Origin of the sequence: Streptococcus pseudopneumoniae (assembly GCF_001068775.1) — a bacterium.
Taxonomy (GTDB): domain Bacteria; phylum Bacillota; class Bacilli; order Lactobacillales; family Streptococcaceae; genus Streptococcus; species Streptococcus pseudopneumoniae_N.
In genome coordinates this window covers 16,678-26,718 of sequence record NZ_JWAJ01000124.1, presented here as the reverse complement: position 1 = coordinate 26,718, position 10,041 = coordinate 16,678, and the positions used below count along the sequence as shown (strand labels likewise).

At 39.1% G+C, this 10,041-nt stretch carries 18 protein-coding genes; all 18 read right to left on the bottom strand.

The genetic code is table 11. The features are described 5' to 3' along the window. Window positions 1–87: 87 nt before the first annotated feature. The 18 genes from ADF68_RS11250 to ADF68_RS07135 all read right to left on the bottom strand — a co-directional run bounded on the left by ADF68_RS11250 (window position 88) and on the right by ADF68_RS07135 (window position 10,023). A complete protein-coding gene (locus ADF68_RS11250) occupies window positions 88–327 on the bottom strand; it encodes a hypothetical protein (RefSeq protein WP_049549225.1) in 240 nt (79 codons plus the stop codon). Next, window positions 327–1,562: a hypothetical protein gene (locus tag ADF68_RS11465; RefSeq protein ID WP_239665542.1), complete on the bottom strand. Its 1,236-nt coding sequence runs from the start codon at window positions 1,560–1,562 to the stop codon at window positions 327–329. Before ADF68_RS11465 ends, ADF68_RS11250 begins: the two co-directional genes overlap by 1 nt. Next, window positions 1,552–2,820 carry a phage portal protein gene (locus ADF68_RS07200; RefSeq protein WP_049549224.1) on the bottom strand — a complete coding sequence of 423 codons (1,269 nt, stop codon included), beginning with the start codon at window positions 2,818–2,820 and terminating at the stop codon, window positions 1,552–1,554. The genes ADF68_RS11465 and ADF68_RS07200 overlap by 11 nt, the downstream gene beginning before the upstream one ends. A 195-nt stretch (window positions 2,821–3,015) precedes the next feature. Beyond that, window positions 3,016–3,360, bottom strand: a complete 345-nt coding sequence (locus tag ADF68_RS07195; RefSeq protein ID WP_049549223.1) for an HNH endonuclease — start codon at window positions 3,358–3,360, stop codon at window positions 3,016–3,018. A gap of 213 nt (window positions 3,361–3,573) precedes the next feature. Beyond that, a complete protein-coding gene (locus tag ADF68_RS07190) occupies window positions 3,574–4,140 on the bottom strand; it encodes a site-specific integrase (RefSeq protein ID WP_049549222.1) in 567 nt (188 codons plus the stop codon). A 133-nt stretch (window positions 4,141–4,273) separates the two neighbouring features. Then, window positions 4,274–4,699, bottom strand: a complete 426-nt coding sequence (locus tag ADF68_RS07185) for an ArpU family phage packaging/lysis transcriptional regulator (RefSeq protein WP_049549221.1) — start codon at window positions 4,697–4,699, stop codon at window positions 4,274–4,276. A gap of 30 nt (window positions 4,700–4,729) precedes the next feature. Beyond that, window positions 4,730–5,593 carry an SPFH domain-containing protein gene (locus ADF68_RS07180; protein WP_049549220.1) on the bottom strand — a complete coding sequence of 288 codons (864 nt, stop codon included), beginning with the start codon at window positions 5,591–5,593 and terminating at the stop codon, window positions 4,730–4,732. A gap of 15 nt (window positions 5,594–5,608) precedes the next feature. Then, window positions 5,609–5,773: a hypothetical protein gene (locus tag ADF68_RS11245; protein ID WP_186823215.1), complete on the bottom strand. Its 165-nt coding sequence runs from the start codon at window positions 5,771–5,773 to the stop codon at window positions 5,609–5,611. After that, window positions 5,763–5,999: a DUF3310 domain-containing protein gene (locus ADF68_RS07175; protein ID WP_049549219.1), complete on the bottom strand. Its 237-nt coding sequence runs from the start codon at window positions 5,997–5,999 to the stop codon at window positions 5,763–5,765. Before ADF68_RS07175 ends, ADF68_RS11245 begins: the two co-directional genes overlap by 11 nt. Next, window positions 5,996–6,388, bottom strand: coding sequence for a YopX family protein (locus ADF68_RS07170; RefSeq protein WP_049549218.1), 393 nt, complete (start codon window positions 6,386–6,388; stop codon window positions 5,996–5,998). Before ADF68_RS07170 ends, ADF68_RS07175 begins: the two co-directional genes overlap by 4 nt. Then, entirely contained in the window at window positions 6,385–6,645 is a 261-nt protein-coding gene (locus ADF68_RS07165; RefSeq protein WP_049549217.1) for a DUF1372 family protein, read from the bottom strand. Before ADF68_RS07165 ends, ADF68_RS07170 begins: the two co-directional genes overlap by 4 nt. After that, the gene (locus ADF68_RS07160) at window positions 6,642–6,839 is read right to left on the bottom strand and encodes a ribbon-helix-helix domain-containing protein (protein ID WP_049549216.1); all 198 of its coding nucleotides are present in this window, start codon (window positions 6,837–6,839) and stop codon (window positions 6,642–6,644) included. The genes ADF68_RS07165 and ADF68_RS07160 overlap by 4 nt, the downstream gene beginning before the upstream one ends. After that, the gene (locus ADF68_RS07155) at window positions 6,839–7,324 is read right to left on the bottom strand and encodes a DUF1642 domain-containing protein (protein WP_049549215.1); all 486 of its coding nucleotides are present in this window, start codon (window positions 7,322–7,324) and stop codon (window positions 6,839–6,841) included. The genes ADF68_RS07160 and ADF68_RS07155 overlap by 1 nt, the downstream gene beginning before the upstream one ends. Before the next feature lie 299 nt (window positions 7,325–7,623). Then, the gene (locus ADF68_RS11460; RefSeq protein WP_080979395.1) at window positions 7,624–7,854 is read right to left on the bottom strand and encodes a hypothetical protein; all 231 of its coding nucleotides are present in this window, start codon (window positions 7,852–7,854) and stop codon (window positions 7,624–7,626) included. Window positions 7,855–7,868: 14 nt separating this feature from the next. Continuing rightward, on the bottom strand, window positions 7,869–8,639 hold the full coding sequence (locus ADF68_RS07145) for an ATP-binding protein (protein WP_049549213.1): 771 nt from the start codon (window positions 8,637–8,639) through the stop codon (window positions 7,869–7,871). Next, entirely contained in the window at window positions 8,633–8,791 is a 159-nt protein-coding gene (locus tag ADF68_RS11240; RefSeq protein WP_180821094.1) for a hypothetical protein, read from the bottom strand. Before ADF68_RS11240 ends, ADF68_RS07145 begins: the two co-directional genes overlap by 7 nt. Continuing rightward, the gene (locus tag ADF68_RS07140; RefSeq protein WP_049549212.1) at window positions 8,779–9,576 is read right to left on the bottom strand and encodes a phage replisome organizer N-terminal domain-containing protein; all 798 of its coding nucleotides are present in this window, start codon (window positions 9,574–9,576) and stop codon (window positions 8,779–8,781) included. Before ADF68_RS07140 ends, ADF68_RS11240 begins: the two co-directional genes overlap by 13 nt. Window positions 9,577–9,594: 18 nt before the next feature. After that, window positions 9,595–10,023 (bottom strand): hypothetical protein, encoded by a 429-nt coding sequence (locus tag ADF68_RS07135; RefSeq protein WP_049549211.1) that lies wholly within the window; start codon window positions 10,021–10,023, stop codon window positions 9,595–9,597. Between the last annotated feature and the right edge of the window lie 18 nt (window positions 10,024–10,041).

Below are 10,041 nucleotides of genomic sequence, written 5' to 3'. Positions count from 1 at the left end.
TATATAATATAATAGTGGTCACAAAAAGTCAAGAGTTTTTTTGAAAAAAATTAAAAATAAGAAAAGCACTTAGAATTTTCTAAGTGCTTAACCCCAAGCGAAAGATTTCTCGTTTGGTAATTCTCCTCTATCCAACATCTGCTTCACTGCTCCACGAGCCTTGTTCGCATAGTAAGGATAACCTAGTTCTTTATCATAATTCGACTCAATGACAACTGTAACGTCACCAGTGCGCTCATCAATCTCAATCATACCTGGGTCACGGTTTTCAGGAATATACCAATAACCCTTACTTTTTGAATTGAAAATTTTAATAAGTTTAAGCATTATAGGTCTCCTTTCTGCTTCATCCAAGCAATCCACGCTTTTTGGTAGTTATAGCTTTTATTAGTAAGTTCGTGGGCTTCATCGTACTTCATTCCCTTTGCCATCAAATCGTGTTCCATCAACTCGTGATATAGCATTACGAGGTCGTGAGGTTGAATATTCTTGCCACCGATTTCTGAAAGTCTTCTCCAACTCTCAGCCATATCATAGCTAGGGTCAAAACGTTTCCGACCATCTTCTAAATCATACTCATTAATAAAAATATGGTTATAAATCTTCTCAACATCTGATTGTGAAAGACCGCTATTGTTAGATACCTTCACTATTTCATGTTGCTTATTTCGATTTCGTACACTCTCATAAAATTCTTGAGCATGTCGGTCACGCTCTTTATTGTATGGATCATTTCTGTCGTTCCAAGCACCATACACAGCACCACTACTCTTCATAATCCTATTATAGCGCTTTTGCTCAAGCTCGTCAACAGATACTATGCCAATTAACTTCCTACGCTCAACTCTCTCTTTGTCTATAGAATTCCATTTCTTCGTCCAGACATTTTGAGTTTTTCCGCTTTTCGGATCATAGTCTACAGTGCAACGACAGCGCTGATGCCTTCTGTAAACGTCCTTTGGAACTCTTGGATATTTATAGCTTCCTTGAACTTCTTGGCACCACTCACAACAATGAAAATACGATTTTCGGACAATCTCAGGTTGCAATCCTGCCTTATGATGAAACTCCGCATTCTTCCGGATACTATCATCGATAATGGACTGAGTGAAGTTCACAATAGGTTCACCAAGCAACCAACTGACATCCTCAAAATTCTCCTCAGACGAAAAGCGATTGACAATGCCAGCTATTCGATCCTGATTCAATTCAGGGACTTGCACTTTGAGACCGATTTTGGCTTCATCATTCAAATTCTTCTGAACATCGCTAGCATAACCACTCACAAGCTCGTGATTTCGTCCCAGCACGTCCATCAGCAAACGCTGAGCGATATTGTAATACATTTTACCATCTGGTAATTTATCGGCGCTCAGAGACGCTCCTAGAGCCTTAGAAAGAATCTCTCCAATTTCAATCGCAAACTCATTTGCAGTTTTGTAAGTGGCTTTTTTTGCTTTTAATGTAGCAAAAGCATTTCTGATAATCTCGCTCTTACCAAAATCTCTCTCAAATCTCTCCTGAACCTCTTGCAAGATACCAGGTAAAACATCATTCTCCATTTGAACCACCCTCGCTTATCACTGGCCTAGCAGACATATCTCCAGCGATACCAGTAAGGTCTCGAATGGTTTCTGCGTTGATGTAACCAGGTAATGCCTGATTTAGTTTGACAACACCGTCACCGATCATAGTCATCGTATTCGCATCCGCTTCAAACAATGGCTCCCACTTGACTGTGGTTCTTACAAATTGACTTCTAGTATAGCAAAACTCATCACGCAAACAAGCTGCAACATAAGCGACATTTAGCAATCCAGCACCTAGTGAGCGCTGAGCCTTCCGCCCAGCTAAACGCAAATTCTCATGACTAGCCTTGATGGCTTCCACAGATGATGGATTATCTGAAACGAAACCAAGGTCATCCAATGTCAGCCCCATTTCGCCAGCAAATCCAGCTGCGGCTGTTCTGAGCTGTTCAGTAAAAGGTGACATGCTAGCGGTAGTAAATTGCCCAACGCTCGGCTTCTCTCCTTTGTCACTAGAAGAAATCGTCAACAAGCTTGATACAGTAGCTTTCCATTTTTCCATAGGCTCTGCATCAGGATCAAGCCCAAGAATATATTTCTGTGGCCATGAGTAGAACTCAGCCGTAATATCCGCTCGTTCCAAAGTACGCTTAGCATATTTCTGATAATACATCCCAGCTCTGGTGATACGACTCCGACCAAACGGACGAACAGCATCAGGACGATGAATGACTGGAACCAACAAAGGGATACCAGTTTCATTCACAACTGAGTATGGACTACCATCTTTTGGAATAAAATGAGTAGCATTAGGCTCGAAGTAGGCTTCAAGCGTTGGACGATTGTAATCATCACGAGCCAACACCGCATAACCTTCCACAAGCAATCCAGTAATAGGATCAATGACACCAGTTGCATTACTTGATTCAATGACTTGCAACCTCACCTTATCATCTTCACCCTTCGAAATGTAGACAAAGCTACACGAACCAATCAGCGCAGCTAAAATAGCACTATCAAAGAAGATATCAGGATTGTTCCGATTAAAGATTTCTGTAACATTAAAATCATCGTTAGCAAATTCCCTGAAAATCAAACGATCTGCAAGACTATCAACGCCCTTTGCAGCCCAACCAAGGACAGCCTGGTACTTCACCCTGACTTGTGGAGGAATTGTGATTCCTGTCGGTGCTTCATGGTGTTGCATTGCATAATGCTTGTACCTCAGATTAACTCTGCTCTGATAGAGAGTCAACTTTCTCCTGAGATAGTCAATTCCTCTTAATTCCAAACCGTTCTCCTTTCTTGTGATGATTTGGCGCGAGAAAAAATGTACAGTGACGGCGTGAAGCCCTCGAGCGCCTAGTGGGAGGGGGATACCCCCCTATCCTCTGCTAGGACTTCCTCACACTCTTCTATTTTTCTCTAAGTCTAATAATCCGGTAATTCATATTTTTATTAAAAATAATTTAATATATTTTTTATTTTAAGATCTATATTTTGTCCAATCTCTCGATTGTGGCAAATTTCTGTTGCCAACAACAGTTGTACTTGCTGATTTATCATCAGCATAAAGCTTGTCAGACTTCTGTCTATTGCACTGCCAGTGCGCGAGCTGTAGGTTATTGATGTCTGATGGATGACCGTTCCGATTAATTGGAATGATGTGGTCAATGACTGGTGACAAAGGATGTGGATACTTCAATGACTTGTCTACTGGTAGTCCACAAATCCCACAAGTATTTCTTGTCTTAAGAATAATCTTCTTATTTTTCTCAAAGGCGACTCGGTGAGGACCACTCCGGTCTGGTCTTTCTTGGGGGATATTCATTTAGGGAGGGGCCTTTCTTTTTTGGGGAGGTAGGTAGTTAAATTTTTATGATGTAGGGGGGAGTTTTTCAACCTCTGACACCCTCATATATTTAACATATCTTATATTTTGTGACTTTCAAGAAAGTATGGTTTAGCCCAATCATGACAATGGGTTTCCGGTTTTTCTTATTTTTTAATTTACCATTTCTCAATATGATAAATAAGCGTGCTTTTAATACGTAAAAGTAAGCATACTTTCATCAATTTCATCTTGATTGTATCCAATATAATCTAATGTGATGTCTGGAGCAGAGTGATTAAGTATTTGCATTAAAATAGCTATATTCCCATTTTGTTTATAATGATGATAACCAAACGTTTTTCTCATCGAATGTGTTCCGATGTGCTTGAGTCCTGAATGTTTAGCTGCATCGTTCAAGAATTGATACACAGCCACTCTACCGATATGTTTAATACTTACTCCGTCACCTCTAACTTTTTTTCTACTTGGAAAAAGATAGTCGTAACTCTCAAGATGATTTTCTTTTATATAACGATTCAAAGCCTTTCGTAATTCTGGATTAACTGCAAATTTTCTTATTTTGCCAGTTTTTTTCTCTTTGATTTCAATTCTATCTTGAACTACATGTTTCACTTGAAGAGGAACAATGTCGCTTACTCGTAGACCTGAATATATTCCTACTAAGAAAAGAATATAGTTTCGTTCACTCTTTGATTTCAAGTAATTCTTCATTCTATCAATATCGTCTAGCTCACGAATTGGTTCTACTTTTTTCACGATATCACCTCCAAACTAAAAGAAAAGACAGGGTGTGCCTGCCTTTACAATTATTTCATAATATAATTTTAGCACATAAAATCATATATTTACTCCGGACTTACTCCGAGTTTACTCCAAAAAAACTCCAAATTTACTCCAAAATTTCAATCTGTTCTCCATTGCGGTATAGCTCTGCAAATGCCATCAGAGACTTATCCAAGATGTCGTAATATGAACTTTCTGAAAGAGACAAGTCCATTGCGATTGTTTCATCCTTCTTGCAATTCCACTGAAGATACTTCTCAAAAAGTATCCTACGATAGAGGGGATCATGTAATCTACTGACAGCTTGCTCAATTGCATCCAGCTCAATCTCTGCATCAACTTTTCGTATAGCCAATTTTTCAACTTGACTATCTCTCCCGCTTAATGGATTTCGTGGCATGAATGAGTAGGTGGTGGTCACTCTCTGACCATCAGTGTCATTTGCGACTCTTCTCCAACGAGGATATCCTTTTAGAATCCTTTTGGCATTCTCTTTCGTTTTTATTTCATTTATATCAGGAAAGAAGGGCATCGCTCACCTCGTTTCTATGCCGTTTATATTTTACTCATGATTTGTAATCACGCTACCAGCTCCATTGACAGTAACCCAGCCATGTTTTTCTCTGGCTTCCGCTTCCTTCATGCGGATAAGGTTGTCTGTGATTGAGTCTGACTTAGCTTTGTTAGCTTTGGCTTCACCTTCTGCTTTGATGATACCAGCATCCGCTTCAGCTTGAGCTTGAACTTTCTTAGTATCGGCTTCGACCCTAGCTTTTTCTTGTTCCTGTTTAGCTGTGTCGATTTCCTTCTGTTTGACAGATTCAGATTTGATTGCTGCTTCAATCTCATCTCCTGCATCCTGATCAGTTATTGTGAATGAAACAAATTCAAGATCATAAGATTCAAATTTTTCTTTTAGCGCCTTATCAATCCCTTCATAGACTTCTGTCCGTTTATTTCCAAGAATATCATAGATATCGTAATTTCCAGTCACAGATTCAATAGCCCGTTGAACTGCTGGCGCAATTACACTCTCATTCACATTTTCTAACTTGGTGTAGTTTGAAAAGATCGTCATGGCCTTTTCTTTATTCACACGATACTTCACATCAATGTTAGTATTCAGCCATTGACCATCTTTGGTCTGAGTTGTGATTTTTTCCATAGTCTTCGTCTGAACTGAAGTCGAAAGAGTATAGACGGTATCGATGAAAGGAATTTTAAGATGATAGCCTGTTTGTAGGGTGTTTTCCTGAACACCTCCGATCGCACTGACCTTTACTCCAACCGTATTAGCTGGGATGCGCTTCACGGCCGTGAGACGAAAAATTCCAAGTGAAGTAATAGCAACAACCATGATGATGCCACCTTTTGCAAGTTTCGTAAGTTTAGTTTTTCCTGTTTCATTATCGTATTGTGTAAACATTGTTTTTACTCCTTTTTAAATCATTTTTCCTTCAAATACTAATGTAATAGTCCCTGTCCCATCTATGTGCTTAGAAACCAGTGCACGACAATCTGAACCATACTCAACACCATCAATCGTGATGCTATGCTTTATTTTGTCAACGTTGATGATAGATCCATTTGATGTCTTAATTCTCATGTTCCATCTCCTCAATCAACCAATCAAGGTTCTTGCGTGCCTTCTTCAAGTCTTCAAGACCGTTTTTCTTCTGATGACGTAGTAAATACTTCAAACTATTTCCTAAGTAGAAGCCCTTTAACTGTTCTGGTGTCATGAAATTTCTTAAAGCATCGATAGACTCCATACCATATCGTCCTTGATAATGGCTTGGTTTGTTTACGTTGTCAATTATTTCTGGGTTCATTCCTTATCCTCCAAAAGCTCCTTATTTTCGTAGACATTGCCGATGATTTCCTCGTCTTCAGTCCACGCATACCCACTTAGCAATCCCTTTAGATATATGGCAGGCATTCCGCCTATGAATGTGCCACCGTATTCTTTTTCTAGATATACTTCATGGGAACATCCTCTTGTACATTTAACGATATCACCGATGAATACCTCTTTGCCATTCTTATCCTTGAGTCCTGTTGATTGCATGAGTTCGATTTCGTCAAACTCTACAGATATTTCTGTAGATCTTTCAATATCTCCCTGCTGGCAGATATCTACGAGCTTACTATCAAATGAAATGTTAGTTACATCACACATCCATTTTGGCGACTTCATCCACGCTCTAAATTTGGGTATCATAATTTCACCTCATCTCCAATCGTCAATGATTCGTAGCTTGTTTGCGTGACTACGAAAATGCCATAACTTTTAATAGTGATAGTGTACATGTCGCCAATCTTCTCCTTTTGTAAAACTCTGCCTTTGATTTCCGCACCTTGATTATCGGCTCGATAGATAACCATCGGGCGCTTTGCTTCTAGTTTTTTAATGTGGATACTCTGCCAGATATTTAATCCAGCAGACAATAAAATCCAGATTGCTATGAATCGTTTCAATCTGTGACCTCTCTTCCATCTCTTACTTTTTGCAAATAATATTTATATATTTCATTGTCGGTATGTTCATTTACTAACTTTTCAAGTGCTTTATTGACCACTTCTGATATGCTTCTATAACCACCATATTCTTTTAAGGCTTCGACATGGTCATACATATCTTTGGTAAGCGTTGTTTGTACCTTTCTAGCCATCACTCCACCTCCTCCACTTCAATTCCCGGACAATCGAACACCCAGCCAAAGCCAGCTTCTTCTAGTTCTTTGCGGGTAACTTTATAATTCCCAGCTGTTATATCTTGACTAAAATAAAGAATACTCCCTGATTGCGATTTGACCAAAGGCTGCCTATTTTTTAAAGTCACCACATACTGGTTCTCTTCCTCGATCTCGTAGCCATCTAGCCATGCACGAGCGGCTAAATCAAACGGTCGTTCTTGCATAAACCATTTACCAACTTCTTCATTTGTGAAATCAAAATCGAAGAAGTCTGCTACGTCTTTGCAAGATTTTCTAGCTTCCTCAATCCAATCTGCCACAAACTGCGGTACTACGACTTTTTCTGGTTCGTCAAGACTTTTAATAAGCTCCTCTATATATACATAAACTGCCCAGCCAGTAAGTCTTATGATGGTTTCTTTCTGTGCCTCAATCCTTTTTAACGCTTCCTGTTTATTCATCTTCCAACTCCTCCACTTTCTTCCTCAATTCTTTATTCTTTTTCTTCAACAAATCGCGCTCCAACGCTCTAATGCGTCTTTTCCGTGAATCGCACGGCTTCGAATACTCGATTATATTCTCTTCGTTTTGCTCGATTGTGCGTTTCAGTCCTTCGATTACTACCTTTTTGCTATATTCCATGGTTTATCTAACCTGTTTATAAAAATCCAGCTCTTGCCCCTCATGGCTCAAAGACACAAGAGCTAGCAAATTCTTTATACGTCATTCGTCCAAGTCTGACGCATATTCTAGCTCGCTTTTAACGTGGTTCGCGGCACGTTGATTTTGTTGCTAAGTAATAGCAATCTACCGCACCATAATCAAACCTCACATCGTCTTTTCCGATGTGTTTCTTGAATTTTGGTCTGGTAATACCTGAGAAAGCCCACTGATGATCTTTCATCTGTTCGATAAGTTCATCCACATTGTAAAAACTTCCAAGAAAAAATTGACAGTGTCCATTGTAGACGAAATATAGTCTTAATAACAAGGTGTCCCACCTCTCTAAAAGTAATCTTTCCTTTTATTTTTTAAGTCATTAAATACCATCAGATGATCATTGTCTACACCCTTCATCAACCGACTCATAAACGGCCGACCGTAGCGTTTCTGAATTTCTTGTGCAGTTAGATTAGTCGTGATAACCGTATTGGCCCTTTTGTTGAGAATGTTGTAAAGAATACTGAAGGACCACTCACTGTCCTTCTCCATACCCAAATCATCCAAAACCAAAAACTTAGCACTGGCAATCTTATTGACCAGGAACTCTTCCTGACTAAAGTCCGCCTTGATTTTCATCAGTAAATCAGTGACATTGATAAAGATAGCAATTTCTTTTGTAGCTTCTGATAAAGCTTTCATCATGGCAAAAGCAAGATGGCTTTTACCCGTTCCAGCTTCTCCTTGAAAAACAACATTGTTTCTCGCTCCACCTACCCACTCTCTACAAATTTTTTTGGCAAACTTCAATTTTTTAGCCTCTTTTTCAGTAGGTGTCTCAAAGTTATCAAGAGTAGCATTTTTCAGTACATCATCATAGAGAGAGAATCTCTCAAGATAGAACTTACGCTCTCGTTCATGTTCAGCATCAGCCAACTCATTGACCTTTATTTGATTCTCTGCATGGATCCGTTCTGATTCACATAATCGACAAAGGACATCATTTGTCCGGAGGATTTTGATCAAGGGAATTCCATGCTTTTCGCAAATTTCATCCTGCTGTTCAGTATTTCTATGGTAAGATAAGGCCATTTCCTCGAGTGCATCAGTTACCATGATACCTTACCTCCACAAGCTTGCCAGCTGGCCATATCTGACAAGCAAGCAGTGGCAGTAGAAAGAGATTGTTTTGCAAGCAGTGACTTCTTTTCCTCGCTTATCGGATAAAAGTCATCTTCAAATTGCTCGATAAGTTCTAAAATCCCCATTCGTCTGTCGCCTCCTTACCTGATTTTTTTTCTTGATGTTGTTTTTGAGATTGTTGAACCTGTTCAACTGTTGTAACCTGATTCAGCTGCCAATTTCGCAAAATACCACCTATGTATTTAACGTTTGGTTTTCCTAAATTAACAGCGGTCCTCAAAGCTTCTTTGACTAGTTCAGAGTCATTTTCGTTCAACAGATGATTGATTTCTTCAATTTCGAAACCTGATAGCAATCTGCGAAACTCAGACTGAAATAGTTCTAAGATATTTTCACTATTACTAGTAGTAGTTATATTCTTATCTTTATCTAATCTATTCTTAATCTTAGTCTTATCTCCTTCTTCTTCTAGTGCGTTACCGTCCGTTACTGTAACGTTACTTGTAACGTTACCGAGAGCTAGATTTTTTTGCTTCTCACGATGTCTTGCCACACGATTCCGTGTTTGTTCCTTGATTCTTTCCATGCCATCAATATTTTGATGTTTTTCCCAATTTGGCAAAGTAATGACACCGTCAATAATCTCAATCATCCCGAATTGCTCAAAGACTCCCAGAGCCATTCTGACAGTATTTAGAGGCCTTTGAAAAATTGTAGCAAGCATTTCATCAGTGTAATGAACCTTATCTGACATCATCAAAAGCCCGTTGCGATTATGTTTGCCAGCGAGAGCTAGGATTTTAAACCATATAACTAAAATGGCATCATGGTCTGGCAGTGCATCAATAAGACGTATTTTTTCATCGTCAAAAATGTCCGTCGTAATCTTAATCCATTTAATTTCTGACATATTTCCTCCTTGGAAGTATCATGCCCTAGCTCCCCATTTTCGTTGATTTCTCCGAAAATCCATGGTCATTTCTTTGTAAAGCAAACGCCCATTTTCTTCTAAGAGATTCGCATTTTGACTTCTTAGAAGGTCATTAATTCTTGCTTCTTCCTGATAGTCGCTAGCCAGTCTGTCATAATCTTCGATGCATTCTCTAAAACTATGAGGCACGTCCTCAATCGTTGAAGCGAGTCCGACAGGTGGTTGTGAATCATAGGTTGACTTTCTGTCACAGTTTTTCAGGTTTCTTCGTGCAACTTGTCTGAAATCTTCAGCTTCTTCAATGATGATCACTGTTTTTTGTTCAGCTTCTTCTTCATTTTTAGCAGTCAGTAGCATCAAGATAAAGAACCCGATAAAGATTGCCACTAAGCCAATCAATTGGCTTGATAAAGTTGGTTCTGTCATTTTTTCTTCTTTCTCCTT

Bases quoted from the DNA above. Each gene is read 5' to 3' on its own strand.
- ADF68_RS07155 (WP_049549215.1), bottom strand. From the start codon at position 7,324: ATGAATAAACAGGAAGCGTTAAAAAGGATTGAGGCACAGAAAGAAACC.
- ADF68_RS11240 (WP_180821094.1), bottom strand. From the start codon at position 8,791: ATGGGGATTTTAGAACTTATCGAGCAATTTGAAGATGACTTTTATCCG.
- ADF68_RS07180 (WP_049549220.1), bottom strand. From the start codon at position 5,593: ATGTTTACACAATACGATAATGAAACAGGAAAAACTAAACTTACGAAA.
- ADF68_RS07160 (WP_049549216.1), bottom strand. From the start codon at position 6,839: ATGGCTAGAAAGGTACAAACAACGCTTACCAAAGATATGTATGACCAT.
- ADF68_RS07140 (WP_049549212.1), bottom strand. From the start codon at position 9,576: ATGTCAGAAATTAAATGGATTAAGATTACGACGGACATTTTTGACGAT.
- ADF68_RS07170 (WP_049549218.1), bottom strand. From the start codon at position 6,388: ATGATACCCAAATTTAGAGCGTGGATGAAGTCGCCAAAATGGATGTGT.
- ADF68_RS11465 (WP_239665542.1), bottom strand. From the start codon at position 1,562: ATGGAGAATGATGTTTTACCTGGTATCTTGCAAGAGGTTCAGGAGAGA.
- ADF68_RS11250 (WP_049549225.1), bottom strand. From the start codon at position 327: ATGCTTAAACTTATTAAAATTTTCAATTCAAAAAGTAAGGGTTATTGG.
- ADF68_RS07195 (WP_049549223.1), bottom strand. From the start codon at position 3,360: ATGAATATCCCCCAAGAAAGACCAGACCGGAGTGGTCCTCACCGAGTC.
- ADF68_RS07185 (WP_049549221.1), bottom strand. From the start codon at position 4,699: ATGCCCTTCTTTCCTGATATAAATGAAATAAAAACGAAAGAGAATGCC.
- ADF68_RS11245 (WP_186823215.1), bottom strand. From the start codon at position 5,773: ATGAGAATTAAGACATCAAATGGATCTATCATCAACGTTGACAAAATA.
- ADF68_RS07135 (WP_049549211.1), bottom strand. From the start codon at position 10,023: ATGACAGAACCAACTTTATCAAGCCAATTGATTGGCTTAGTGGCAATC.
- ADF68_RS07175 (WP_049549219.1), bottom strand. From the start codon at position 5,999: ATGAACCCAGAAATAATTGACAACGTAAACAAACCAAGCCATTATCAA.
- ADF68_RS07145 (WP_049549213.1), bottom strand. From the start codon at position 8,639: ATGGTAACTGATGCACTCGAGGAAATGGCCTTATCTTACCATAGAAAT.